Annotated in this window: 17 protein-coding genes, 1 pseudogene and 1 riboswitch; of the genes and pseudogenes, 7 read left to right on the forward strand and 11 right to left on the reverse strand. The window is 46.2% G+C overall.

Annotated elements, in window-relative coordinates; genetic code table 11:
- Positions 1-164 precede the first annotated feature (164 nt).
- Together ACM0P2_RS15880 and ACM0P2_RS15885 are read right to left on the reverse strand one after the other, a co-directional pair.
- The gene (locus tag ACM0P2_RS15880; RefSeq protein WP_159120055.1) at positions 165-3,320 is read right to left on the reverse strand and encodes a WD40/YVTN/BNR-like repeat-containing protein; all 3,156 of its coding nucleotides are present in this window, start codon (positions 3,318-3,320) and stop codon (positions 165-167) included.
- A 398-nt stretch (positions 3,321-3,718) separates the two neighbouring features.
- Entirely contained in the window at positions 3,719-4,276 is a 558-nt protein-coding gene (locus ACM0P2_RS15885) for a manganese efflux pump MntP family protein (protein ID WP_159120054.1), read from the reverse strand.
- A 46-nt stretch (positions 4,277-4,322) separates the two neighbouring features.
- Positions 4,323-4,456, reverse strand: a riboswitch (yybP-ykoY riboswitch).
- 348 nt (positions 4,457-4,804) lie between these two features.
- Between ACM0P2_RS15885 and ACM0P2_RS15890 the strand changes: the two genes are divergently transcribed.
- The gene (locus ACM0P2_RS15890; RefSeq protein ID WP_159120053.1) at positions 4,805-5,362 is read left to right on the forward strand and encodes a DUF1439 domain-containing protein; all 558 of its coding nucleotides are present in this window, start codon (positions 4,805-4,807) and stop codon (positions 5,360-5,362) included.
- Positions 5,363-5,388: 26 nt separating this feature from the next.
- Here the strand turns inward: ACM0P2_RS15890 and ACM0P2_RS15895 are convergent, their stop codons facing one another.
- Both ACM0P2_RS15895 and ACM0P2_RS15900 read right to left on the reverse strand, forming a co-directional pair.
- Positions 5,389-6,804 (reverse strand): MBL fold metallo-hydrolase RNA specificity domain-containing protein, encoded by a 1,416-nt coding sequence (locus ACM0P2_RS15895; RefSeq protein WP_159120052.1) that lies wholly within the window; start codon positions 6,802-6,804, stop codon positions 5,389-5,391.
- A gap of 1 nt (position 6,805) precedes the next feature.
- Positions 6,806-8,479 (reverse strand): Na/Pi cotransporter family protein, encoded by a 1,674-nt coding sequence (locus ACM0P2_RS15900; protein ID WP_159120051.1) that lies wholly within the window; start codon positions 8,477-8,479, stop codon positions 6,806-6,808.
- A 277-nt stretch (positions 8,480-8,756) separates the two neighbouring features.
- On the opposite strand from ACM0P2_RS15900, the gene ACM0P2_RS15905 reads away from it, so the two are divergent.
- Positions 8,757-10,460 carry a protein adenylyltransferase SelO gene (locus tag ACM0P2_RS15905; protein ID WP_419226799.1) on the forward strand — a complete coding sequence of 568 codons (1,704 nt, stop codon included), beginning with the start codon at positions 8,757-8,759 and terminating at the stop codon, positions 10,458-10,460.
- A 26-nt stretch (positions 10,461-10,486) separates the two neighbouring features.
- Here the strand turns inward: ACM0P2_RS15905 and ACM0P2_RS15910 are convergent, their stop codons facing one another.
- The 3 genes from ACM0P2_RS15910 to ACM0P2_RS15920 all read right to left on the reverse strand — a co-directional run bounded on the left by ACM0P2_RS15910 (position 10,487) and on the right by ACM0P2_RS15920 (position 14,766).
- Positions 10,487-11,692 carry a M24 family metallopeptidase gene (locus ACM0P2_RS15910; protein ID WP_159120049.1) on the reverse strand — a complete coding sequence of 402 codons (1,206 nt, stop codon included), beginning with the start codon at positions 11,690-11,692 and terminating at the stop codon, positions 10,487-10,489.
- Positions 11,693-11,832: 140 nt separating this feature from the next.
- The gene (locus tag ACM0P2_RS15915) at positions 11,833-12,951 is read right to left on the reverse strand and encodes an adenosylhomocysteinase (RefSeq protein ID WP_159120048.1); all 1,119 of its coding nucleotides are present in this window, start codon (positions 12,949-12,951) and stop codon (positions 11,833-11,835) included.
- Positions 12,952-13,011: 60 nt separating this feature from the next.
- Entirely contained in the window at positions 13,012-14,766 is a 1,755-nt protein-coding gene (locus tag ACM0P2_RS15920; protein ID WP_159120047.1) for a sensor domain-containing diguanylate cyclase, read from the reverse strand.
- A gap of 286 nt (positions 14,767-15,052) precedes the next feature.
- Between ACM0P2_RS15920 and ACM0P2_RS15925 the strand changes: the two genes are divergently transcribed.
- Positions 15,053-15,985, forward strand: a complete 933-nt coding sequence (locus ACM0P2_RS15925; RefSeq protein WP_159120046.1) for an AEC family transporter — start codon at positions 15,053-15,055, stop codon at positions 15,983-15,985.
- 263 nt (positions 15,986-16,248) lie between these two features.
- Here ACM0P2_RS15925 and ACM0P2_RS15930 read toward each other — a convergent pair whose 3' ends face one another.
- The 3 genes and pseudogenes from ACM0P2_RS15930 to ACM0P2_RS15940 all read right to left on the reverse strand — a co-directional run bounded on the left by ACM0P2_RS15930 (position 16,249) and on the right by ACM0P2_RS15940 (position 19,090).
- Entirely contained in the window at positions 16,249-16,530 is a 282-nt protein-coding gene (locus ACM0P2_RS15930; protein WP_236547199.1) for a hypothetical protein, read from the reverse strand.
- 40 nt (positions 16,531-16,570) lie between these two features.
- Positions 16,571-17,866 (reverse strand): annotated as a pseudogene (locus ACM0P2_RS15935) (aldehyde dehydrogenase family protein); the annotation flags it as partial.
- A gap of 339 nt (positions 17,867-18,205) precedes the next feature.
- The gene (locus tag ACM0P2_RS15940) at positions 18,206-19,090 is read right to left on the reverse strand and encodes a LysR family transcriptional regulator (protein WP_173359187.1); all 885 of its coding nucleotides are present in this window, start codon (positions 19,088-19,090) and stop codon (positions 18,206-18,208) included.
- A 98-nt stretch (positions 19,091-19,188) separates the two neighbouring features.
- On the opposite strand from ACM0P2_RS15940, the gene ACM0P2_RS15945 reads away from it, so the two are divergent.
- The 4 genes from ACM0P2_RS15945 to ACM0P2_RS15960 all read left to right on the forward strand — a co-directional run bounded on the left by ACM0P2_RS15945 (position 19,189) and on the right by ACM0P2_RS15960 (position 23,669).
- Positions 19,189-20,688 carry a CoA-acylating methylmalonate-semialdehyde dehydrogenase gene (locus tag ACM0P2_RS15945; protein WP_419226800.1) on the forward strand — a complete coding sequence of 500 codons (1,500 nt, stop codon included), beginning with the start codon at positions 19,189-19,191 and terminating at the stop codon, positions 20,686-20,688.
- 14 nt (positions 20,689-20,702) lie between these two features.
- Entirely contained in the window at positions 20,703-21,578 is an 876-nt protein-coding gene (gene mmsB, locus ACM0P2_RS15950) for a 3-hydroxyisobutyrate dehydrogenase (protein WP_419226801.1), read from the forward strand.
- A 533-nt stretch (positions 21,579-22,111) separates the two neighbouring features.
- Positions 22,112-22,834 (forward strand): hypothetical protein, encoded by a 723-nt coding sequence (locus ACM0P2_RS15955; RefSeq protein WP_159120043.1) that lies wholly within the window; start codon positions 22,112-22,114, stop codon positions 22,832-22,834.
- A 70-nt stretch (positions 22,835-22,904) separates the two neighbouring features.
- Complete coding sequence (locus ACM0P2_RS15960) at positions 22,905-23,669, forward strand: zinc-dependent metalloprotease family protein (RefSeq protein WP_014950692.1); 765 nt, start codon at positions 22,905-22,907, stop codon at positions 23,667-23,669.
- Between the two features lie 82 nt (positions 23,670-23,751).
- On the opposite strand, the gene ACM0P2_RS15965 is transcribed toward ACM0P2_RS15960, so the two are convergent.
- On the reverse strand, positions 23,752-25,782 hold the full coding sequence (locus tag ACM0P2_RS15965; RefSeq protein ID WP_159120042.1) for a BCCT family transporter: 2,031 nt from the start codon (positions 25,780-25,782) through the stop codon (positions 23,752-23,754).
- Between the last annotated feature and the right edge of the window lie 71 nt (positions 25,783-25,853).

Here is a 25,853-nt window from a genome sequence, read left to right on the forward strand (position 1 = left end):
AAATTATAAAAAGCCGCTTTCTATTTCGAAAATTTTTTATTTAGACAGTGTTTACTGTCGCACGAGAGGCAAGTTCAAAAACGAAAATAAAAGCCAGAAGCGTTTTCATCGCTTCCGGATTTTCAATTTTATAACTCTAGCAAATGTAAGGGTTGTTTGCCTCGTTATAAACTCTCTAAATCAAACGCGCCTTGCTTTGAGAGCTTTTCGTTTAATGGCTTCACTTCTTCACCAAATAAGGTTTCTAGCTGTACTTTATACTGCTGCCACTTTGACTCTAAGTCTTCCAACCGTTTTAGTGCACCAGCTTGTGCAGGCGCGCCCGTTCTGTCGAAGTTATCCATCAAAAAACGTACTTGTCTGTCGAGCATATTCGGCCAGTTAATGTCGTCTTCGAAAGTTTGATGTTTTGGCTGAATAACCAAAGCTTCCCAATCGTCAATTGCACTAACAATGCGCTCGATTGAAGCCGATACATCGCTTGCCAGCATTACGTTATCTTCAGACACACCGTTTAATTGCGCTCTAACATCACGGGCTTTTTGCAGGTGAGCGAACAAATCATTCAGTAAGGTTTCTGTAGCCTGAATGCTCTTTTCAACCACTTGAAGCTGCGCTTTATCTGCCTCTTCTCTTGGGTCAGGAAGCACTTTAAACGCGCGTGTCTGCGACTGTTCACCTACTGTGATTTTCGCTTTGTAGTCTCCAGGCATAACACGGGCGCCGTTCCAACCGCCAAACAGTTTTACATTCTCAATACAGTTCAACGGCTCACGTCGAAGATCCCATACAAATTCGTTATAACCCGCCTTTGTTGCGGGATGTTTAAATTTGATAGGGCTGCGAACATCCTCATTACCTTTAGCGCACTTCTCAAATGCACTCGGAGCTGAGGATAAGGTACGAACCAACTCATTGTCTGCATTAAATATATCAATACGAAGCGTTTGCTCTTCTTCTAATTCATCCTTCAAATAGTACCGGAAAGTTGCGCCACGCGGTGGATTCTTCGCTTGTGGCTGGTCAGTCATGCCACCGCCAGATAGCAAGCGAATGCCATCAATGGGTTCAAACTGGAACAGCGCTTCGTTATCTAGCGACTCATGCACTTCACGTAGCGGGCTAATGTCATCCAAGATCCAAAAACCTCGGCCTTGGGTTGCAACAACTAAGTCATCGCCTTTTACCTGCATATCGGTAATCGCCACAGGCGGAAGGTTTAAGTCCAGCTCTTGCCAGTGTTTACCGTCGTCGAAGCTAATAAACATACCGCTCTCTGTACCCGCGAACAACATACCTTCGCGCTCTGTATCTTCGCGTACTACGCGAACAAAGGCGTCCTCTGGTAGGCCTTCGTCAATACGCTTCCAGCGCTTGCCGAAGTTGTCGGTTTTGTAGATGTAAGGTGTGTAGTCATTTAACTTATAGCCTGCTACCGCAACGTAAGCTCTGCCTTCTGCATGAGGGCTAAGTTCAATGGCATTTACCTGTGCTTCTTTTTTGTGAGGGGTAATATCTTTCCAGTTTTTACCCTCATCGCGGGTAATATGTAGCTTGCCGTCATCGGCCCCCACCCAGAGTTCACCTTTGTTAACCGCTGATTCTGCAATATAGAAAACCGTATTGTAGTATTCAGCTCCAGCTTGCTCATTTGTTATTGGACCGCCGTTGAGCCCTTGTTTTTCAGGCTCGTCACGGGTTAAGTCTGGGCTTATTTCCTGCCAATTCACACCCCGGTCGGTGGTTTTTAAGATCATCTGCGTGCCATAGTACACGGTGTCAGGATCATGCTTTGACACTATCACTGGGGCATTCCAGTTGGTACGGTATTTTTGATCCCGTGCGTTTCTACCAAACACATATTCAGGGTATGGCATGATGGGGCGCGTAAGCCCGGTATCGCGGTTGTATTCAGTGAGTGTACCATTGATGGTAGTTGCGTAAATAAGAGTTGGATCGTCTGGGTTAAACGCAATGTGTGCACTTTCACCGCCGCCCACAGAAAACTGATCTTCTATTCCCATACCGTCTCCCCAGGTTTCAGATGGGGTTGCCATGGTTGAGTTATCTTGCTGCCCACCATAAACATAGTAAGGGTTTAAATTGTCGGTAATAACGCGGTAAAACTGCGCTGTTGGCTGATTGTAAATGCTTGACCACGATTCACCGCCGTCGAAGGTAACGGTTGCGCCACCGTCATTAGCGTTGATCATGTTTAAGCTATTTTCAGGGTTTATCCACATATCGTGTGTATCGCCATGGGGTAACGAAACCGTCTCGAAGGTTTTGCCGCCATCAATAGATTTGTGCAGCTGCACATTCATCACATAAAGGGTGTTTTCGTCGTTTGGGTCAACTTCGATGTGGTTGTAGTACCACGCGCGGGCTTTGAGGATATTATCGCCGTTCATAAGCGACCAAGACTTACCAGCATCGTCACTGCGATATACGCCGCCTTCATCAGCCTCGATAATGGCGTACAGGCGCTTCGGGTTAGACGCGGCAATATCTACACCTACCTTACCAATAAGCGTAGGCAGCCCTTTTTCTAATTTGTCCCAGCTTTCACCGCCATCTGTTGACTTATAAAGGCCACCGCCCTCACCGCCTGATTTGATAAACCAAGGCGTTCTGCCGTGATGCCACATGCTGGCATAGAGAATTCTAGGGTTAGTGGGATCGATTGCTAAGTCAGCGGCGCCGGTATCGGCATTCACTTTTAACACATGCTGCCATGTTTTACCGCCGTCTATCGTTTTGAATATACCGCGCTCTTCATTAGGCCCCCAAATATTGCCTTGTACCGCCGCCCAGGCTATGTTGGGATTTGTTGGGTGTACGCGAATTTTGGGGATTTGACCGCGTTTATCTAAACCTACCAGTTTCCATGTTTCACCGCCGTCAGTAGATTTATAAATACCTTTACCGTGGCTAGTGGTTACGCCTCGAATAGGGCCTTCACCCGTACCTACGTAAATAACGTTAGGGTCTGACGGGGCAACCGCTATAGAGCCAATACTGCCCACTGTGAAAGTTTTATCAGATAGGGCTTTCCACGATAACCCCGCATTTTCGGTTTTCCAAACACCGCCACCTGCAGTGCCCATAAAATAAAGGTTGGTATTGTCTTCAACCCCCGTAACCGCTACCGAACGCCCACCGCGATAGGGCCCAATAAAGCGATACTCCATTTTATCGAAAAGTTCAGGGTTAACGGTATCTTCAAGTGCGAATGCAGAATGCGAGAAACTAGAAAGTGCGCTTGCGCAAATAGCAAAAGCTGCCACCATTTTCCGAGAAACCAGTCTCTGTGAAACCATAGATAGTGCCTTGTCGTGTTTTTTATTTTTAATAATAAGAGGCTCTTATACTGCTTTGTTAGAAGCGTTATGGCAAAAGTTTTTGTTGGACGTGTTCTTCACTCGTTTGAAGCGCTGACGATATCGACGAAATATTCAATGCAGTTTCCTTTATGATGGCGCAGTTAGAAAATAACCACCGTTGATGGAACGGGGCAACGGGCTGTCTCAAAACGAGAGCGCCGATTCCCCCTGAACATAACGATCTCAACAACCCCATGAAATTTAACACGTCAGTGATTACGCATTAGCGATTAAATACCGCACAAGAAATTTCTACAATCACAATTTGAAGATAAGCGACAGTCTTTAATGACACACAAACTGCTGAAAAAGTGCACAACAAAGATCAACACGCCCTAGAGTGTGTGACTCGCGAAGATCCAAATACCAACCGAAACAAGCACAATGCCACCAAATGTCTCTGCTCGTTTACCTATCAATGTTCCCATAACACTGCCCAACATAATGCCAATAGTTACCATCGAAAAAGTGGCTATTCCAATTAACGTCGCAGCAATAGCAATATTTACCTCAATTAGCGCGAGACTTGCACCCACTGCCATTGCGTCGATGCTTGTGCCTAACGCAGTAATACACAACAAAATAAAGGATTGCTTTTGAGACGTTGACTCTTCTTCGGCAGGTTTCAGGCTCTCGAGTACCATATGAATACCTAAACCAGAAAGAATGATTAGTGCAATCCAATGATCCCATGCTTCAACGTATGAAGACGCTGCGCGACCAATGAACCAGCCTATAAACGGGGTTGTTGCCTCTATTAGTCCGAACAAAAGGCCAATTTTAAGGGCAAAACTTAAATGAGGGCGGTTGATTTTGACACCTTTGCCAATCGCGGCGGCAAACGCATCTGTTGACATAGCAAAGGCTAGCAAGATAAGAGCGAAAATACTCATAGTTTTAGAACTCCGGCCAGGCTAATTGAGTCCACGACAAATCCACACGCCTGACTTTTAAGCGTGGACTTATCGATGGTCTCGCCAACCAAGAGGTGTTTGTACCATGGTAATGTGACCAATTATGTTGATACAAACTTTTCCATTTGAAACGGAAACAGGCTACTCCCCAACCGAGGTCGCCACGGTAATACAGTCGCTAAAAACTAATCAAGTTGATTGCGACAAACTGCCCAACTTAAGATATAAATGACGGCATGCTCACCCTCTCTCGATTACACATATTCCACCAGTGGTCATACACTCAATTTTATTAAGTGTTGGCAACCCAGTATTTTTTAAGCGTTAAGTTTTGTTCCTCTCTCCTACTCATGGATTCCCCGAATAAGCCGCTATCTTAGCGGTTTAACAATTTCATTGTTTATTCCTTACCTGAGCCCGTACAATACAAGCACTTCGTTGTTGCAGCATGAGTATCCAAGGCTCTAGCTGTGTAATTCAACAACTTATCGCTAAAAGAGACCTTTTATGAGACTTCTACTTTCTGTTGCCTTCGCCACCCTTCTTGCGGGCTGCGCGACGCTATCTCAACTGGCGGTTTATACCGTTTCTAATGCCGAGTTAGAACAAGTACTTGATAGCCAAGTAAGTAAGCTGCAAAAGCGAACTTCACTTGCAGGTATTCCTCTGTACTTAGACGTGCAGGACATGACAGCAACTATAGGCCCTGATGGCAGAGACGTGGTGCAGCTAGGCGCTATCGCCACGGCCCGTGTTAGCGCATTTGGGTTGAACTATCCCGCCAAGGTGAACCTTTCGCTGGAAGGCACGCCTTACTATGACAGCGAAGAGAAGGCCATTTTTGTGCGTTCACTGTCATTGCTCGACAGCACCATTGATGCAGGCGGCTTTAAGGGTAACTTGGCACCGGTAAGCGGCGAATTTATGCAGCTAATCAACGGCTATCTAGCCACTAACCCCGTTTATCGCTTAGACCCTGCAAACAAAGCAGTAAGCATGCTTTCAACGGTACCTTTACAGCTAACTGTAGAGCAAGGGCAGCTTGCACTTCGACCGAAGCAATAACGCAGTGGCTGTAACTCCCAAGCTGGTTAAAAGCTTATTGTGTCGTTTAATTGTGGAATAGTAACATTCCATCCTTTTTCTCTTATGGCGCTTTGCAACTCCTGTTTAGCGCCATCTTCTCCGTGAACGAGGTAAACCTTAGGTGGCTTTGTAAAATGCGATAGCCAGCCGATGAGCTGCTCTTGACTTGCGTGTGCCGAGAATCCGCCTAGCGTATGAATTTGGGCGCGAACTACAATGTCCTCGCCAGCCATTTTAATATGTGTAGCCCCGTCGATAATTTTTCGTCCGGGCGTACCCATTGCTTGAAAGCCTACGAATACCACGTGAGATTGTTTGCGCCATAGGTTCTGTTTTAAATGATGCCGAATTCTTCCTCCGTTACACATGCCACTACCAGCAATAATAATGGCGCCGCTAACAACTTTATTTAGGGCAATAGACTCTTCAGTTGACGTTGTGTAGCTTAAAATGGGCAGTAAGGAATGTAAGCTTAGGTTGTGGCTATGCGCACGCTCAGCACTATCTTCAATAGCGTCTAAATCTTCCTCATTATAAACATCTTGGTAACGGTGATATATCTCGGTAACCGCGATGGCCATCGGGCTATCTAAAAATACTTTTTGATGACGCAATTTACCCTGTTGATAAAGCTCACCTAACCGAAAAATGATTTCTTGGGTTCGCCCTACCGCAAATGATGGGATGAGGATGTTTCCGCCGTTCTCGCTGGCCTGTAAAATTACGCTTTCAAACTCATCAAGTGTTTCCTTCATTGAACGGTGGTTGCGATCGCCATAGGTCGACTCTAAAAGCACGATATCAGCATCGGTGACTATGTCTGGGTCGCGGAGTAACGCAGCCTGCGAATTGCCCAGATCGCCAGAAAAAACCAGCTTTTTAGTCTGACCATTTTCAGTAATAAATATTTCCACTATTGCTGAACCAAGAATGTGCCCAGCATCAGCGAAGTTAATTTCCACGTCTTGCGTGATTTTACGCTTGGTGTGGTAGCGAGTTGGTATGCATAGTTTCATCACACCGTCCACTTCCTCTTGGCGATACAGGGGTTCGATGAGCGGTTTGCCCGAACGCTGCCGCCGCTTGTTCTCCCACTCAGCATCCCGCTCCTGCAAAGAAGCGGCATCTTTTAGCAACACTTCAATTAGGTCAACCGTTGGCCGTGTCATATAAATAGGCCCGCTATAGCCCTCTCTCAACAATATAGGTAATCGCCCGGAATGGTCTAAGTGGGCGTGTGACAGAATAACCGCATCAAGTTGACTGACATCCACTGGCAAGGGTTTATGGTTCTTCGCCTCTTCATCACGCCTGCCTTGATATAGGCCGCAATCTAACAACAAAGTACTATGTTCAGTTTTGAGTAGATGCATAGACCCTGTTACACCTTCCACTGCGCCTAAAAAAGTAAGTGATGCCATATCAGGCTCCTTCAATTGATTTCGAGTTATTCTGACTGTCGCCGTGTATTAAATTTGCTGTTGTTATACTGTCTTCAACTTGTTGAATACGCATAAAGACTTTGATCCACATTTGTACTATCTGCAGTAGGTACTCCATGCACTCTGCAGCATCGGCCATTTGGGCAACAGCAATGTCACCTCGTGTTGCCCCCATCACAAGTGCTGATTTAACTTTGTGGTGCTCTTTGTCGAGTAAGTCAAACTGAAGGCTTAATGCATCACTGCTATCAAATTGCCTCCAGCGCACCATACGCATGAACTCATTGATTACCGATAAATAGTTAAGCAGTTGACCTTCTAGCTCAGCCTTGGTGAGGACATCCCGACGCCTGCTCACTGCAGAAATAGCGAGTGCCTTTTGCGCGCTAGATAGCATGTAGTGCTCTACTCGCATGAGCGAGGCCAATGCTTTTGTGGTTTCTTCACTTAAAGCTGCACGCTCTACGTCTACTATAAATTGCGATATGTGTTGGCATAGCGCCTCAACGCCATGAATGCCTTTTTCGACAGCAGTTATTTCACTGCTTTGTTGAGAAAACAGTTTGGGATAAACGTGTAGAAAGCGGTCAGATACTGACAACAATTCTAAGATAAGCGCGTTTACTGCCAAGTCAGGGGTTTGAGCAATATTTTTGTCCAAATGTTTAGGTTTTGAGGCCTCTTCTTCAAGCGACACAAAGCGCTGCTCAAGAAAGCTTGCAAGTCTGTCATTCAATGGAAAGATAAGTGCCACGCCTAATAAATTAAACAGCGTATGGAAAATGGCTAAGGTGATTCCCGGGTTAGCGTCTATTCCTGCAACCTCCGTTGTCCAATGGATTAGCCCAAACAACAGCGGTAAAATAAGTGCAGCCACAATGGCGGTCGCCACGTTAAACACAACTTGTGCAGCGGCAACGCGTTTCGCGCTAGAGGTAGCGCCAATTGACGCAAACATAGCCGTAGAAGTCGTGCCTATATTTGCACCAATAACCATTGCGCCGGCGGCATAAATACCCACCATGCCTGAGGTTGCCGCAGTAATTGTAAGCGCGATAGATGCACTAGATGACTGAGTTAGTACTGTCATTACAAAGCCAATAACAAGGTACATAAGAAAACCTTCAACGCCTTCAGCTTTAAACTGACTGAGATCAAAGGTACTTACTATTCCTTCAAAGGCTGCTTTTAAACTGTCTATCCCCACAAAGAAAAGACCAAAGCCGGCGATGGCGATACCAAATGACGCTAAACGGCTATTGGGTTTTAATAACTTCAGGATCATGCCGACGCCTATCATAGGTAAAGCAACGGCCTGAATATTCAATTTAAAGCCTACCATTGCGATAAGCCAGCCTGTCATGGTGGTGCCGATGTTGGCGCCGTACACTATACCTAAAGCATGACGCATACTCAGCAAACCGGCGTTAACAAAGCCTAAAGATGCAACGGTGACTGCACTTGAAGACTGCACTAATGCGGTCATTGCCGCTCCTGACACAACGCCTCTAAATGGCGTACTGCTCCATTTGGCGAGCACGGTGCGCAGTGAATTACCTGCTGCCAGCTTAAGCCCGTCGGTCATCATACCAATGGCAAGTAAGAACAAACCTAACCCACCAATTATGCTACCCACTAGTAACACACTTTCCATCTGCCTCCCCTCTTTCCTTTATTCATCGCCGACCATTCGTTATTTCTGATCATTTCTTTTGAGCATTTCACCAATGAATAAAAGCTGCGGTTGGCGCTACATGCCTTCATAAAAGTACAGATAAGAGTACAATGTGCGTAAATCTCATTGTTTGTTCTTGGTCAAACAATAACCAGAAATATAAACACAATGCATCGCGGTTCAGGTACTCAACGTAATAATTGAGGACTTGGCAAATGCGTTACAGAGCAAAGCTAGGCAAAAAAAGGTGATGGAAGTGACAGAACGAATCAAAACGCTAGATGAATTCGCAAAGCATGTAGATTACTCTTTGCTCAATACGCTCTCAGCAGACCCTCAGTCAACGAGCGACGGCGATGATCACGATCCACGCCAAGTGTTCTCTGGCCACTATGTGCCGGTTACTCCGACCCCATTAACTGCACCCAAATATATTGCGCACAGCAAAACTCTGTTTGCCGAATTAGGCTTAGACGACAGCTTGGCAACATCAAAAGATTTCACCCAGCTGTTTGCAGGGGACATGTCGGGTGTACCCGCCCCAATGAAACCTTACGGCTGGGCAACTGGCTACGCACTTTCCATTTATGGGACGGAATACACACAGCAGTGCCCGTTTAGAACGGGGAACGGCTACGGTGACGGCCGAGCAATCTCTATTGTTGAAGCAGTATTAAACGGCAAGCGTTGGGAAATGCAGTTAAAAGGCGCGGGTCGCACGCCTTATTGTCGCGGCGCAGACGGGCGCGCCGTATTGCGCTCAAGCGTGCGCGAATTTTTAGTGCAAGAACACATGCATGCGCTTGGCATTCCGACCTCACGTTCGCTGAGCTTGTTTATGTCTGAATCAGACACGGTAGACAGGCCGTGGTATCGCGAAGGGTCTCATTCCTATGAACCTGAAGTGATGGTAGAAAATATAACGGCCATATCCACCCGCGTGGCGCCCTCCTTTTTGCGCGTAGGCCAAATAGAGCTTTTTGCTAGGCGAGCTCGCTGCAACGAACACAGCGAAGCGTTAAAAGAACTAGAAGCCATTGTTAAGCACCTTATTGAGCGAGAGTACTCAAGTGAAATTGACACAACCACGCCGTTTGAAGAGCAAGTGGTAACGCTGGCTGCACTATTTCGAGACCGGCTAACGAGTCTTGTTTCTGGTTGGGTTCGCGTCGGTTATTGCCAGGGCAATTTTAATAGCGATAACTGTGCAGCAGGAGGCTTTACGCTGGATTATGGGCCATTCGGCTTTTGTGAATTTTTTGAAGCAGACTACCAACCTTGGACAGGCGGAGGTCGTCATTTCTCGTTTTTAAACCAGCCCATTGCCGCCCAAAAGAATTTCGATATGTTCTGCCGCTCACTGATGCCGCTACTTGAAGGTAACAGTGAACAGCTCGCTAAGCTTAACGAGGTCAACGACGGCTTTTCTGGCGTTATGGAGCGGGCTATGGAAAGCATGTGGGCAACTAAGCTTGGCTTTGCCAACTACGACCACGACTTGCTTATTAAGCTTCTGCAATTAATGCTGCGCACTGGCGTCGACTACAATCTGTTTTTCCGAGAGCTATCGTCGATACCTGAAGATATGACGGGTTTGACGAAAAGCTTTTACTACCCGCCTAAAGCAGAGGTCATGACAGAATGGGAAACGTGGTTACAAAGCTGGCGTGAGCGGATTGAAAAGGACGCAGGGGCACAAGGTGATGTAGCAAATACAATTGCTACAACCGCAGAAAACATGCGCAAAGCAAACCCTAAATTCACATGGCGCGAATGGCTTATTGTGCCTGCCTATAAAGCCGCAGAGAAAGGTGACTTTACTCAAATACACGAACTTCAGAACATCCTCACCGCGCCTTATGATGAGCAATCAGAAGAGATAGAGAATAAGTATTACCAACTGCGCCCACTTGAATTTTTCAGTGCAGGCGGTGTTGCGCATTACAGCTGCTCTTCGTAAAAAAGAGCAGCTGGATCTCAGTCTACTTACAGCGAATCGATGGCCGAACTGGGTTCAGTAAACCACACTGGGCCATCTTCGGTCATATAAAAATGATCTTCTAAGCGTATGCCAAACTCGTTTGGTACCACTATCATAGGCTCGTTACTGAAACACATGCCAGATGCCAGCGGATGGGGATTGTCTTTGACCAAATACGGCCATTCGTGAATGTCCATACCAATACCATGCCCTGTTCGATGAGGTAAGCCTGGCAAATTATAGTCAGGCCCTAAGCCATCTTTCGCTAAGCTATCTCGGGCAGCTTTATCCACATCACCACAAGGTACACCGACCTTTGCAGCGTTAAATGCCGCAAGCTGAGCGCGCTTTTCGCTTTCCCATAATGCCCGTTGCTTATCGGTTGGCTCACCAAAACAATAAGTTCTCGTGATATCAGAGAGGTAGCCATGTACTTTACAGCCAGTGTCAATCAATACTAAGTCGTTTTTCTTTAATACTTGCGGGTCTTTAACGCCGTGGGGAAACGAGGTTGCTTTACCAAACAGCACAATGCAAAAATAGTTACCGCTGGCCCCCACTTTCTTATGAGCATCGTTAATAAATGCTTCAACTTCTGTGGTGGTAATACCTTCATAAAGCATACTGGCAGTGGCTTTGTGCACAGCAAGGGTCATGTCCATGGCCCGCCGAATTAGCGCAAGCTCATTTTCTGACTTGTGCATGCGGCAATGCGCGGTAACCTCTGAACCATTCACAATTTGCCAGGGCTTATTAAGCACCTTAGTAAACCCATCAACAATAAAAAACTGGGTTGATTCATCAACGCCTAATTTTATGCCACCCGCCGTATTGACGGTATTCAGAATAGACATGGCAAGTGCGTAAGGGCTTTCGTGCTCTTGCCAACCGATAATATCCCCTTCCACTACTTTGCGTTCGTTCAAAGAGTCAATTTCAAACGCAGGAGCTAGGTAAACAACGTTCCCCTCTGCGGGTAGAAGCGCCCCCACTAAACGCTCACTGGCGTACCACTGCATTCCTGTAAAATACGCTAAGTTAGTGCCCGCGTTTAAGTAAAGCGCGCCTATGTCATGCTGTTGCATGTAATGCTGTGCTTTGGCAATTCGGGCCTGATACTCAGCAAGAGTGATGGGTGTTAGGTCGCCTGTCATGTCGACAAGACTATCTAGTGCTTGTTGTCCTGTCTTTGTGCCGATAACTGTGTTCATCAAAGCCCGCCTTAGGTCTGAAATTTAAAAACGGGCTCACTTTACAACACTCAAGAATAATGTCGAGATAGCAGTCGCTCCCCCGATAATTCGTTTAGCTCTTGTGTATTAATTAGATTACACGCCTCACAGCTTGAACTTTAAAGCGCGCCTTTCCATGCCTTTTCAGGCAGCAAATAAAGGCCCTTTTCACTCTTCGCACCTTCATTGACGATAAAGCCTATACCAGCAGCCATAACCGCTAACGTAACGTCAAACGCATTAATGCTGTCTCCGTAGCCCGCGGTTAAATTAAACATAGAACCATCAGCCAAAAGATACAGTGTTTTATCGCCGAGTTTATAAGCATTTACATAAGGCATTGGCTCACTGTGGGTAGCGTTGTTTTTGAGGTATGGCACATCAATTTCTTGCGCTACGTGACCTACGTTTAAAATAAATGCGCCGTCTTTCATGCTGTCTAGATGTTTTGAGCTCACTACGCCATAGGCGCCAGTTGCCGTGGCAATAACATCGGCTTGGCTAGCGGCTTCGTTTAAATCGACCACTGGCCAACCGTCGTATTTCGCTTGAAGGGCTCTTGCTGGGTCAAGTTCAGCCACTTGAACCTGTGCGCCAAACGCTTTTGCCGACGCGGCCACGCCCTGCCCGACTAAACCATAACCAATAACAACCACAACTTTTTCGTGCAGGGTTAAATGGGTGGTTTGGAAGAAGGTTTGCCATGCACTTAGGCCCACCATGTGCCTGTTGTGAAGCCCTTCTTTAACTGGCAAGTCATCCCAGTTAAATATCGGATAGTTTGGCGCCATACCGTTTAAACGGTTGATGCCAGAACCCGTTGCTTCTAAGCCCGATACAATGCTTGGAACTGGCTTGTTTGCTTTGATATTTTCATGCAGCCGAGTGGTGAGGTCCGCGCCCATTTCACACAAATGTGTAGGCTGCCATGTTAGCGCTTTATCGAATGACTCAGACCAGTCAGCGTCGCTCATATCTCGCCACGCATGCGCTGTTGCGCCTTTATCAACTAGGTAAGACACCACGTCATCTTGTACCGTAGTAGGGTTGCATGTAGTTAAAAAGATATTGCAGCCACGTGAAAGCAGCCCCTCTACCAAAGGTGCCATTTTTAAATCTAAATGCATGTTGCAAGCTAGCTTAACATTAGACAGGTCAGGAAGTGATGCAATGGCTTTGCGAGTGCGTGGCATATGCAGGCTGGCCCACGCCAACTCTGCTTGAAAATCTTGGTACATGAAAAGAATACTCTGAAGAAACGAAAACAGAATAATACGTGAGAAACGTGGATTTACAAATTAGGGGGCGATTTCAGCCTCATTCCACAACACCACCCTATTTCTTCCCCTAGACTTGGCTAAATAGAGTGCTTGGTCGGCCTCTTTAATGAGCACCGTAACGTCTGCATCACCTGGAGAGGAGCCCGCTACGCCAATACTCACCGTGATCCTAACCAGCTTATTGATATCATGCATTGATAAATGAACACGTAAGTTTTCGGCAATTTGTTTGGCGTATTCGGTACGAGTGTAGGGCAAAAATACCAAAAACTCTTCGCCTCCCCAGCGAAAGGTAATATCTGAGCCACGCACTTGCCCCTTTATCTCTTCTGCCACCTTTTGGAGCACCTTGTCTCCCACGTCGTGCCCGAAGGTATCGTTAACTGTCTTGAACCAGTCTAAGTCGATAAGCATTGCCGACATAAATTTATTGCTACGCTTTCCCAGTTCCCAAATTGGATAAACGAGGTCTTCAAATGCACGGCGATTATAGAGTAACGTCAAAGGATCTAGTCGCGCATCCCGCTCTGCATTTTTTCGAGCTTCTTGTACTTGCTTGTAATTGAATGCTAACGAAATAGATAACAGTGACATTTCCAGTACCATGCCTATCTCAATGCCTCTAAACGCCCATTTCGAGTAGGGAATGAGACCCCATGTCGCTAGGCTTGAAACAGTCGCCCCCCCCGTTCCACACAAAATAGCGGGCAAGAAAAACTTAGCTAACGCATCACCATTTCTATAGGCAAAAATGCCGATACACAGCATCCAAAACGCTATCGTTGTCAATACAACAAGCTGCGACATCACGGCAAATGAGCGACTGCCAACGGCGATAATCATCACGGCTAACATGAGCAGAACCCCGTAGATATACTTTCTAACACGATAGAGCTTCGGTAAGTAAAGCTGGGTATCTAAAAATTCGATGGTGAACCTTACCGCACTAAATAGATAGAAAAACATCAGTGTGGGCATTAGCCATTGCTGAAGGAACACAGATTCTGACCATAACAACCAAAAGCCATGACCTGTGTATGTGAAATTAAATACCAAAAACGACAGTAGATATAATGAATAAAGCAGGTATCTGCGCTCTTTTAGGTAGGAATATAGAACCAGGTTATAAACGAGTAAAATAATAAGTGAACCGTATAACGCGCCATAAAAATAGGCATTTTCGGTAGATTGGCTTTGTGCATCCCTTAGTGTCCCCATGTAAATAGGAATTGTCATGGGGTCTTCAGACGCAAACCGGAACACAACTAAAGTTTCTGGCGTTGTGATACGGAAAAACGCAGAGGGCATTCTAGTGTTTTCAGCGCGGCTGCTATGGACGTTGTCATCACCAAGACTTATGTGACGCTTTCTTTGACCACCTTCAAAAAAGTACACGTCAATCTGGTCAAGCCATGCATTATCAATTTTGATTTTTAGGGGTATAAATGCACTATCTGGTGCATTTTCTACTTCATTATTTGAAATGTTAAGTTCATAGGCATAGGGCTCGACAGGGAGTACACCCCATATTGTTTTATCAGTAAAACCCCAGCTTACTTTGCCGCTACCGTTAGCGCTCAGTGTGTTTTGTTGATATTTATCGACGATATCCTCTGCAGTAAGGATATTCCCGTCTTCCTCAAAAATTTGTAAATACTTGTTAACCAGCAACATTGTTGGTGCAGGCGCTGTATTTTTAGAGACTCCGAAAGCGGGCCCGATCGACAAGCTAACGAGGAGAATTAAACTGAAGAAGAAAAGAAAACCATTCATATTTCTATTCTTTATTCTCTTTTATTTGTTCTAAAAATTTAAATGCGGGCCGTCCCTCAATCTCAAAACAACAAACGCCAGCCAGCAAAATATTAAGTTACGCTTATTTAAATGGTTTGTGAATAGATTTAAGTCACTAATGGCCGCATCTAATCCTTTTTCTTATAGCAGCTTAGAATTTGTCTTATGCGCACATAAAAAACCTTGGCATACTATGCCATAAGCACTTACAGTCAGCTCAGCTTCGCTCGCTCTTCTTGATAGATATAAAGGTCTCTTTCTTTTTATGCTTAGCTTTATCACCAGCACGCTCATTCCCGTTCTTATTCTTTTATTAATGGGGTGGCTATTTTTCCGAATTAAGTGGCTTAATGAGGGCTTTATTGAAGCAGGCTCAAAACTGGTGTTTAACGTGGCACTCCCTGCCTTGTTATTTTTATCGATAGCGCGAGCAGACTTTTCAAAAGCCGCTAACCCCACCCTTGTCATGGTAGGAATTACAGGAACCCTTGCGGTATTCCTCGCCTTAATGATTTGCGCTCACTTTACCGTTCAGCCATATAAAGCTAGAGGAGTGGTAGTTCAAGGCGGCTTTAGAGCCAACATGGGCATTATCGGCTTAGCTTACTGTGCCAATACCTACGGGCAAGAAGGGCTTGCTGTAGCCTCGGTCTATATGGGCTGTATCACCATATTATTTAACGTGCTGTCTGTATTTGTTCTTAACTTTTACCAAGGAACGTCACGCTCATTAATGGGCCAAGTTACCGGCATGGCAAAAAACCCGTTGATCTTATCGATTGCCGCAGCACTGCCCTTTTCATACTTCGAATGGCAACTTCCAGATACCGTGGTGAAAACAGGGGAGTATTTCGCTCAACTTACCTTGCCACTTGCACTTATATGCACCGGAGCGTCCTTACAGTTCCGCTCTTTCTCCAGTGACTGGTTTAATATCGTGCTTAGCACAACCAGCAAATGTGTGGTTTACCCCTTTGTATTGGTTGCCCTTGCCTATGCTTTTGGTTTTAAAGGGATGGAGCTTGGCATTGTTCTTTTATTAGCCATCTCACCAACCGCTGCAGCAAGCTATGTCATGGTGAGGAATTTAGGTGGTGATTACCGCTTAGCGGCAAGTATTATCGCAGTCAGCACATTGGCGTCTTTACCGATTACCGCCCTCGCCTTTGGGGTACTGAGAAAATTACAGTTGGTTTAAAGAAGACACATCTTCGCTAGAGGTACTGCTGAGTAATGTAAAGTTAAAAGGTTAACAGACAGAAGCGGTGGACCCGTTTCCTCATAGCTTAGAAACGAAAAGCGCCGGGCAACTCGACGTTAACCCGGCGAACAAGGTGTAGCAGTCACCTTAATCAGCTTCTATCTCACCCTCTTCAATGGCTACAACGCGACGTGCTCCGCGTAATTCGTTAAAAACGACTTCTGGCTGTTTGTAACCAAGGCACTTTCTTGGTCTTAAGTTCAGAACACATTGCCTTGTGTACCTAGCCCAATCACCACATTAACCGGTTTGCCTGAAAAGCCTATGAAGTCGACAAAGTCACTCGACTCAAAAACATATCCGAGTAGTTGCTGAAGCTGATAGACCGGGGTTACCTTGATGTCAGTGTGCATTTCCACCACGCGTGTAGCGTTGGGAAATATTTTGTAAATGTCTTCTGGAATGTCTGTCGCGTCAGATTGCGCCAACACCTTGGTGCTGAGCAACAGCAAGAAAATGATTGAGGAAAATGCGATGCGCATAAAAGTAACGGGCGGCGGTAAGCGCCGCCCTCAGGTTTACTTAGAAGAAACCAAGTGGGTTAATGTCGTAGCTTACCAATAGATTTTTTGTCTGCTGGTAGTGATCTAGCATCATCTTGTGAGTCTCGCGGCCAATGCCCGATTTCTTGTATCCGCCAAACGCAGCGTGCGCTGGATATAAGTGATAACAGTTCGTCCATACGCGACCTGCTTCAATCGCTCGACCCACGCGGAATGCTACATTCGCGTCTCGGCTCCATACACCAGCGCCTAGCCCGAAGCTTGTATTATTGGCAATCTCAATCGCCTCTTCTTCGGTTTTGAAGGTTTGAACCGTAATAACAGGGCCAAAAATCTCTTCTTGGAACACACGCATGTGGTTTTCACCCTTCAAGATAGTCGGCTGAATGTAATAGCCTCCATCGAAGTCAGGTAGCTGCTCTTTTTCACCACCAGTGACGACCTGAGCACCTTCTGACTTACCGATATCGATGTACTTGAGGAGCTTTTCGAACTGCTCGTTAGATGCCTGTGCGCCTACCATGGTGTCTGTATCTAGTGGGTTGCCGCGTTTGATCTTCTGAATTTTTTCCAACACTTTTTCCATGAAGGCATCGTAAATGTCTTCTTGGATGATCGCACGTGAGGGACATGTACATACTTCACCTTGATTGAAGTAACCAAGCACTAAACCTTCGGCACACTTATCAATAAACTCTGGCTCGTGATCCATAATGTCTGCGAAGAATAAGTTTGGCGACTTACCGCCAAGTTCTACCGTTGATGGGATCAGGTTTTCAGCCGCACAGCGAAGGATATGTCCGCCAACTGGGGTAGAACCGGTGAACGCGATTTTTGCAGTTCGAGTGCTTGTTGCATGAGCCTGTCCGGCTTCTGCCCCGAACCCGTTAACGATGTTTAGTACACCCGGTGGTAGTAGGTCTTGGATTAGCTCAGCGAACAATAAGATTGATACTGGCGTTTGTTCTGCAGGCTTCAGCACCACTACGTTACCGGTAACAAGTGCTGGCGCCAGTTTCCATGCCGCCATAAGTAGCGGGAAGTTCCAAGGGATGATTTGCCCAACTACGCCATAAGGTTCGTGGAAGTGATACGCCACCGTGTTTTTATCAATTTCACCAATTGTACCTTCTTGGCTGCGAATACAACCAGCGTAGTAGCGAAAGTGGTCAGCACAAAGCGGGATGTCTGCATTAAGCGTTTCACGAACGGCTTTTCCGTTATCCCATGTTTCTGCAACAGCAAGTAGCTCTAGGTTTTCTTCAATGCGGTCAGCAATTTTAAGAAGAATATTAGAGCGTTCCGCAACTGACGTATCTGCTCAGCCTTTTATTACAGGTTTATGCTATACAGCATGCGCTCAAAAGCACATCCTGCAATAGGGGCGAATTCATCCTACCAAGGTAGGATAAAGTCAACGCCGTTTCACGACTGGACGGGTACTGGCTAAGTGTTAGTAAATGTCGTCGATTTAAAGGTGCGTGATGCTATCTGGCGGACTTCATAGGCTACAACAGCGCCCCTCTTTCTCCCCCCCCCCCCCCGCTCGGGCTGCTTCGTAAACTAACTTAAACATGTTCTAGGGGCGAGAACATAGTTTTCTTAAGAGAACAGGTAAGGTAAAGGCCCCACGTAATGTTATAGCTACGATGGGTTAATCGATAAATCGAGACTGATACCGCTCGACATTTTCTTGGAGCCATTGCGTGAACACTTGGAAGCGAGCTTGAGAGTGGGTTTCTTTATGCGTCGCCAACCAAAACGTGCGTTTAATGTGGATCTCATTTTCAATAAGGCGAACTAAGCCAGGTTGTTTTTCAGCCATAAATTTAGGCAAGATACCTACCCCTGCGCCATTGACAAGCATTTGATACTGCGCATTTATACTGGTGCTGCGAAGGGCGCTTAACTGTGACAGTGCGGTTTCTTCAATGAACTTTAACTGCGGAGCGTATACCAAATCCGGCACATAGCTCACTAAATTGAATGCAGTGAGATCGTGCAGTGTTTCTGGTTTATTCTCGTTAATAAGAGACCGATGGGTGTAAAGATAAAGGTTATAGTCCGTCAGTTTCTGTGTAACCAGTAGGCCTCTACTGGGCTTTTCTAGCAAGATAGCCATATCGGCTTCTCGTTTATTCAGATTTAAAAAGCCACTAGTTGCAACTAACTCAATACTTATTCCCGGATACTGCTTTTTAAAATTGGGAAGCAATGGCGCCAAAAACCAGCTGCCGAAACCTTCCGAAACACTCACCCTTATCGTACCTGCCAAATGAGAACGTTCATCACCTAGTTCATTTTGGGCCTCTAGAAAGTAATGCTCTGCCTTTTCAATATACGTAACTAGCTCACTGCCATGAGTGGTAAGCACGTATCCCTTTTTTGTTAGCTCGAACAATTTACAATTTAATGAGTCTTCCAGTTTTTTTACACGACGAATTAACGTCGTAGGGTCTACCTTTAAACCTTTAGCTGCAATAGCTACACGACCATTTCTTGCTAAACCAAGAAATAAACGCATGTCGTCCCAATTCACTAAAATACCTGCATTTTTACAGTACCATACTGCAAGTATATGTATTGCCTTTGCAAACACAAGGTTTCAATATTGTTAAAAATTACAGGAGCTATGTCATGAGAAAGATTGTTCACTTTATTGCAGGTAAAGATTTTGAGGATAGCAGCGAAAATACCGCGTCGGTATTTGCGCCTAACACCGGCGAAGTGCAGGCTGAAGTAAGCTTAGCTAACACTTCAACTTTAGCCTATGCGATTGAAACAGCCCAAGCTGCACAGGTTGAGTGGGCAGCGACAAACCCTCAACGACGCGCTCGTGTTATGTTCAAGTTTAAAGAGCTAGTTGAAGCAAACCGCGACCGCCTAGCCGCGCTGCTATCTAGCGAGCACGGAAAAGTGTTGGTTGATGCACAGGGCGACATTCAGCGTGGTCTTGAAGTTATCGAGTTTGCCTGCGGCATTCCTCATGCGCAAAAAGGTGAGTATACCGAAGGCGCAGGCCCAGGTATCGATGTATATTCCATGCGCCAAGCACTCGGTGTAGTGGCAGGTATTACGCCGTTTAACTTTCCGGCCATGATCCCTATGTGGATGTTCGGTGTGGCAATTGCCTGTGGTAACGCGTTTATTCTTAAACCATCGGAGCGCGATCCGTCGGTACCGGTTGAATTGGCAAAGCTTATGATTGAAGCGGGCCTTCCTGCTGGCGTACTTAACGTTGTACACGGCAACAAAGAAGTGGTTGATGGTATTTTGGATCATCAAACTATCAAAGCGGTGAGCTTTGTAGGCTCTTCTGATATAGCCAACTATGTATATGAGCGCGGCGCGCGTGCTGGTAAGCGCGTTCAAGCCATGGGTGGCGCGAAAAACCACGGCATCGTGATGCCTGATGCAGATTTAGACCAGGTGGTAACCGACCTAGTAGGTGCTGCGTATGGCAGTGCCGGTGAACGCTGTATGGCGCTACCGGTTGTCGTTCCGGTGGGCGATGAAACCGCTGAAAAATTGAAAGCCAAACTTATACCGGCTATCAAAGACATTATGGTAAGCCATAGTGAAGACCCTAATGCCCATTACGGCCCTGTGGTTACCTCGGCTCACAAAGAGCGCGTTGAGGGCTATATCGACCTTTGCATAGAAGAAGGTGCTGAGCTTGTTTACGATGGCCGAACCAGCCAAATTCCCAGCGACAGCCAGGGCTATTTCATCGGTCCAACCTTCTTCGACCACGTGACCAAGGACATGCGTTCATACCAAGAAGAGATTTTCGGTCCAGTACTGCAAATGGTGCGCGCGAAAGATTTCAACGAAGCGGTTAGCTTAGCGAGTGACCATCAATACGGTAATGGTGTGGCTATGTACACCCGTAACGGCCATGCAGCGCGTGAATTTGCCCAGCGTGTAAACGTGGGTATGGTTGGAATTAACGTGCCTATTCCTGTACCTGTTGCCTACCACACTTTTGGGGGCTGGAAGCGCTCTGCATTTGGTGATACCAACCAGCACGGTATGGAAGGGGTGAAATTTTGGACCAAGGTTAAAACGATTACTCAGCGCTGGCCTGATGGTTCAGATACCAACGACAATGCTTTTGTTATTCCAACCATGGGCTAAGCGAGGAGATTATTATGACCACTGTTGCATTTATCGGCCTGGGTAATATGGGCTCAGGAATGGCAGATAACCTGGTTAAGAACGATTACAACGTATTGGCTTTTGACTTAAGCGAAACGGCGCTAGCAAAAGCCGAAGAAGCTGGCTGCACTGTGGCGCAAAGTACTGAGCAAGCTGCCGCTGAAGCTGACATCGTTATTACTATGCTGCCAGCGGGCAAGCACGTGCAGGATATCTATTCAAATCAGATCCTGACTTCTGTACGCGAAGGCACCTTGCTTATTGACTGCTCTACTATTGACGTTGAAACAGCGAAAAATGTATCAGAACTGGCTGAGAAAAAAGGCCTTAAAATGCTCGATGCACCAGTCTCTGGTGGTGTTGCAGCTGCTGCGGGCGGCACACTTACCTTTATGGTGGGTGGCGACGCTGACGCGTTTGAAAAGGCCCAAGGCGTACTTGGCGCTATGGGCAAAAAAATTGTTCATGCGGGCGGTCATGGTGCTGGGCAAGCCGCAAAAATCTGCAATAACATGCTGCTCGGGGCAACCATGATAGCCACCTGCGAAAGCTTCCAGCTGGCCCAAAAACTTGGCTTGGATGCGCAAGTGTTCTTTGATATAGCGTCGAATGCGTCAGGCCAGACATGGTCAATGACCACTTACTGTCCTGTGAAAGGTGTAGGGCCTCAAAGCCCAGCTGATAACGATTTTGCAGGCGGTTTCGCCTCTGCGCTTATGCTCAAAGACTTAGGTCTTGCGATGCAGGGCGCGAAAGGCGTGAATGCGAAAGTACCTATGGGTGAACTTGCTGCAAAATGGTTTGAAATGCATTGTGAAGATGGTCATGCCGGGATGGACTTTTCTTCGATTATTAATCGACTGGCATAAGATAAACACCCACCATTTCTCCAAAGGCCACTTTCCCTCAGAAGAGGTGGCCCGTTTACTGAGCGAGTAAAATTTTTTACTCGCTCTTTTTTTATCTTTTCCCTACCTATCTCGCTTGTTTTTGCGCTGTTATTACCTCGCTAGCTCCCTTACCAAGCGGAATTGTTCCTTTGTTATTTGGTGTTCCCTTTTCATCATCCAGAAGCCATTTTTCGGTGGCTTATTCGTTCTCACTCACATGGTTAAAACAAGCCAATTCGGCGTTCGGTCTACATCTTGCAGTCTCGTATTTAGCCTAAGAAATTCACACTGCATTAAAGGGCTAAATTTTATACACCCTTATGCAAAGCGATACTTTTATAACCGTGAAAATATTATACGTTTTAATGACTTACTTAATTCACTTAGCAATTTCACTAAACACATTGGTTCTCTATATCGCTCACTTAGAGCGCGCTTTGAGAAGCAGAGTGTCGCTAATTTCTAACGTTCAATTTCCTAAATTCAGTAAGTAAAAATAAAAGGAACACACTATGAAAAAGCGTATTGTTGCCGCTTCGACGGCAATTGTAGCTATTGGTTGTATTTTCGCCTTTATCGATACAACCCCCTCGGGCAAAAAAGAGGTAGCAGCGGCGAATGCTGAGGCAAAATCTGTTGGTAAAGAAGGCACTGTTGAAAGGCAACGAAACGGCAAAGTGTTATCGACGGGTGTCGATAACTTCAAACCAAAAAATGAAGCCGAGCTAAAAGCTCAGGCTACAACTACTAAAAGCGGTAAATCAGAGAAAGACACCATCGTCTGGACAACATCAGAAGATGGCAAAAAGGTACTTGAAGCAGAAGGCTATATTCCCGCTGACGTAACCGATGAAGCTTACATCGAGCTTGATCGTGAAGAATTAATGACGGTAGAAGTTGGCGAGTATCTCGATTTATACATCCCACAGTTCGGTGGCAGTTACACCGGTGAAGTTGACCACGTTGTCACTCATCCAAACGGCGATCGTACCGTAGAGGCCCATATCCCAGGTGCGGGCTCTCTCTACGCCGCCGTTATAACGCTTGGCGAAAATGCCACCTACGGAAACTTAGCCACGCCTCGCGACGTGTTTGTGCTTGAAGGCAATGATAAATACGCGTGGATCGCACCGAAGTCTTCAATGATGCAAAACCACATCGAACGTGAACCTGACAGCGAACGCCCGCTTAGCGACGACAACGCTGAAGAAGTCTTCGATCTCGGCCAAAACTAATCCCCTAGTGCCTGTTGAGCTTCACAGGAAATTCAACAAGCTCAAATAAAACAACAAGAAGGAAATAAAAATGAAACACACATTTAAGTGTTTAACGGCAATGGCAGTTTCACTGCTTTGTGCAACATCAGTAACAGCAGCCACCATCGATGTAATGGTGCTTTACACCCAACCTGCTGCAAACAATGTGTCTAATATCGACACTAAAATTAACCAATACATCTCACACGCCAACCGTGTTTATCAAAACAATGCGGTAGATCTACAGTTGCGTTTAGTGGGCGCTCAGTCTTCTGCTGCTACATCTAGCGACCTTCAACCTACCGAAAGTGCGCTAGACTTGTTAACTGATAGCAGTGGTGTTCAAAACGCACGATCTTCAAACGGCGCAGACATGGTTGTGCTTTTAGGTAATCGTGAAAACATTTATGAAGGCGGTCAGCTAGTGGGTTACGTGTGCGGCATTGGCTGGGTAGGTCAAGGCAACAACGGTACACTGTACTCTAGCTCGCAAAGCCGCATGTACAGCATCAGCGCCGTTGATTGCGGTCTGTCTACATTTGTTCATGAACTCGGTCACAACATGGGCTTAGGCCACTCTGTTCGCCAAGGTTCAGTAGGCGGTGTATATAATGATGGTATCGGTCACGGCGTTGATAATAACTTCTCAACTATCATGGCCTATCCCCAAGCGTTCGGTAGTGCTACCCAGCTAGACTATTTCTCTGACCCTTATTGGTCAGGCTGTAATGGCCAAGCCTGTGGCGTTGAAAACGAATCTAATGCTTACCGCGCAGTAAATGCGGTTATTAACCAAATTGCTAACTACTTCTAAGTAAGTAATTAATTAGGGGATAAATAAGGGAAAGCAGCCTTGCTTTCCCTTCAACCCTCGCCTCTTAAACTCTTCGGATTGTTTACTCTTTAGGCTGCGTCAACATGTCATCATACGCATCCATTTCCCAAGGCAGTTCGCCTGGGCTGGTATCGAGGAAGTGCAGATAACTTTCGAATTGATCTAAGATGTCCTTAGTAATACTCTCTTTGTCATATCCGTAAATATCGTAAGCTTGCCCTCCGCGGCGAAGGAACACTTCAGCGCGAAAGTATTTCTCCGACTCGTCTTCTTCTGAACGTAATTCTGCGTAACTAAAGCCAGGTACAAGGTACTCGGTCATGCGAATATCGTAGATAAAGTCCATATGATCATGACGCTCTACGGTAAAGGTGGCCCTTCCCGTTTCCTCATCTAGCTTAACGAACGCTTCCCACTCTCGTGCTTTCAGTGCAGCCTGCACGTCCTTCATCGCTGTGATCACTACTTTATCGATAAACTCGTGCACCTCGCTGCGACTCGGATAATCGACCATTGCAGCAAGTCGTCCTTTTAGGCTAGTCGAGCGACTATGGTTTCTATTTAGCGTGTTCGCTGTCAAACTATTATTTCGATATCCCTCAATAACAAGTGCGCGCCACAGACCCACTGCAGACGCTAGCATAATGAAGGCGAAAGGTAAGGCACTGGCGATGGTCATGGTTTGAAGGGCATTGAGTCCGCCCGCGATTAGAAGTACCGCGGCAACCGTGCCTTCTAAACACGCCCAAAATATGCGCTGCCAAACCGGGCTTTCTTCTTTACCACCAGAAGCAAGAGAATCGATAACCAGCGATCCTGAGTCTGATGAGGTCACAAAGAACGTAATGATCAGTAACACAGTCAAGCCTGACATGATTGATGCGCCCGGTAGAAGGTCGTAAAGCTTAAATAAAGCAACGGCTTCGTTTTCCTGAACATCACTAATAAGCGTTGTCACCCCTTGGTTCATGATAGCGTTAAGCGCTGTGTCGCCGAAGACTGAAAACCAAAGGAAAGTAAACATAGTTGGTACAAGCATCACGCCAAATACGAATTGCCTGATGGTCCTTCCCCGGCTTATTTTGGCAATGAACATACCTACAAACGGCGCCCACGCAATGGTCCAGCCAAATATAAACAGGGTCCAATTTCCAATCCAGTCACTACGACTGTACGCCTGAAGATTAAAAGTACGTTCAATAATGCCGTTGAGATAGCTCCCCGTGTTTTGCAGAAAAGTTTCCAAGATATGAACCGTTTCTCCGAAAATAAAGACTGTGCTCATAAGCGATACAGCCAGGACCATATTGAGAATTGACAACCTCTTAATGCCTTTATCCATGCCCGCAATAACCGATATAGTTGCAGCGATAGTCACAATAGCAATAGTGCCTACTTGCACCATAATGTCGATAGGAATGTCGCCGGAAAGGTAGTTAAGCCCCGCGTTAATTTGCGTTACAGAAAGACCAAGCGTAGTAGCAATACCAAACAAAGTGCCCAGAATAGCGAATACATCTACAGCATGACCGATGGGGCCATATATTTTGTCGCCTATAAGCGGATACAATGCAGAGCGAATTGATAACGGTAAGCCGTGACGAAAGGCAAAGTAAGCGAGCACCAAGCCCACCAACCCGTAGATAGCCCATATATGAAAACCCCAATGGAAAAATGCGATTTGCATGGCTTGCTTCGCTGCATCTACGGTTTCAGCGGCCCCTGCAGGCGGCGATGAATAGTGGAGCACGGGTTCAGCCACACCGAAATAGAGCAGTGCCACACCGTATCCTGCCGAAAATAACATGGAAAACCATTCGGGAAAGCTATATTGAGGCTCTGCATGATCGGGCCCCAACTTTATGTTTCCCCAGCTAGATGATGCTACCGATACAATGAATACCAAAAAGATAGCGACCGACAACATGTAAAACCAACCAAAGGTTTCTGTAATCCATGCCAATGTACTATCGAAGGCCTCGCCGGCAAGTTCGGGGTTGCTGATGGTTCCGATCACCAGAAGCAAAATAATGACGACGGCGGGGAGAAATACAGGAAGAAGAATGGTGGAGTTGTTTACTTGGCCTTTCATAGCAAATCCCTTTTCACTGACAGGTAAGTTGAAACCCTGTGTAATGCGAACAAACTTTATATTTTCTACTT

Origin of the sequence: Alteromonas sp. OM2203, assembly GCF_048517045.1 — a bacterium.
Lineage (GTDB): Bacteria > Pseudomonadota > Gammaproteobacteria > Enterobacterales > Alteromonadaceae > Alteromonas > Alteromonas gracilis.

Bases quoted from the DNA above. Each gene is read 5' to 3' on its own strand.
- ACM0P2_RS15890 (WP_159120053.1), top strand. From the start codon at position 4,805: ATGAGACTTCTACTTTCTGTTGCCTTCGCCACCCTTCTTGCGGGCTGC.
- ACM0P2_RS15895 (WP_159120052.1), bottom strand. From the start codon at position 6,804: ATGGCATCACTTACTTTTTTAGGCGCAGTGGAAGGTGTAACAGGGTCT.
- ACM0P2_RS15965 (WP_159120042.1), bottom strand. From the start codon at position 25,782: ATGAAAGGCCAAGTAAACAACTCCACCATTCTTCTTCCTGTATTTCTC.
- ACM0P2_RS15925 (WP_159120046.1), top strand. From the start codon at position 15,053: ATGCTTAGCTTTATCACCAGCACGCTCATTCCCGTTCTTATTCTTTTA.
- ACM0P2_RS15885 (WP_159120054.1), bottom strand. From the start codon at position 4,276: ATGAGTATTTTCGCTCTTATCTTGCTAGCCTTTGCTATGTCAACAGAT.
- ACM0P2_RS15900 (WP_159120051.1), bottom strand. From the start codon at position 8,479: ATGGAAAGTGTGTTACTAGTGGGTAGCATAATTGGTGGGTTAGGTTTG.
- ACM0P2_RS15955 (WP_159120043.1), top strand. From the start codon at position 22,112: ATGAAAAAGCGTATTGTTGCCGCTTCGACGGCAATTGTAGCTATTGGT.
- ACM0P2_RS15960 (WP_014950692.1), top strand. From the start codon at position 22,905: ATGAAACACACATTTAAGTGTTTAACGGCAATGGCAGTTTCACTGCTT.
- ACM0P2_RS15945 (WP_419226800.1), top strand. From the start codon at position 19,189: ATGAGAAAGATTGTTCACTTTATTGCAGGTAAAGATTTTGAGGATAGC.
- ACM0P2_RS15930 (WP_236547199.1), bottom strand. From the start codon at position 16,530: ATGCGCATCGCATTTTCCTCAATCATTTTCTTGCTGTTGCTCAGCACC.
- ACM0P2_RS15915 (WP_159120048.1), bottom strand. From the start codon at position 12,951: ATGTACCAAGATTTTCAAGCAGAGTTGGCGTGGGCCAGCCTGCATATG.
- mmsB (WP_419226801.1), top strand. From the start codon at position 20,703: ATGACCACTGTTGCATTTATCGGCCTGGGTAATATGGGCTCAGGAATG.
- ACM0P2_RS15910 (WP_159120049.1), bottom strand. From the start codon at position 11,692: ATGAACACAGTTATCGGCACAAAGACAGGACAACAAGCACTAGATAGT.
- ACM0P2_RS15920 (WP_159120047.1), bottom strand. From the start codon at position 14,766: ATGAATGGTTTTCTTTTCTTCTTCAGTTTAATTCTCCTCGTTAGCTTG.
- ACM0P2_RS15880 (WP_159120055.1), bottom strand. From the start codon at position 3,320: ATGGTTTCACAGAGACTGGTTTCTCGGAAAATGGTGGCAGCTTTTGCT.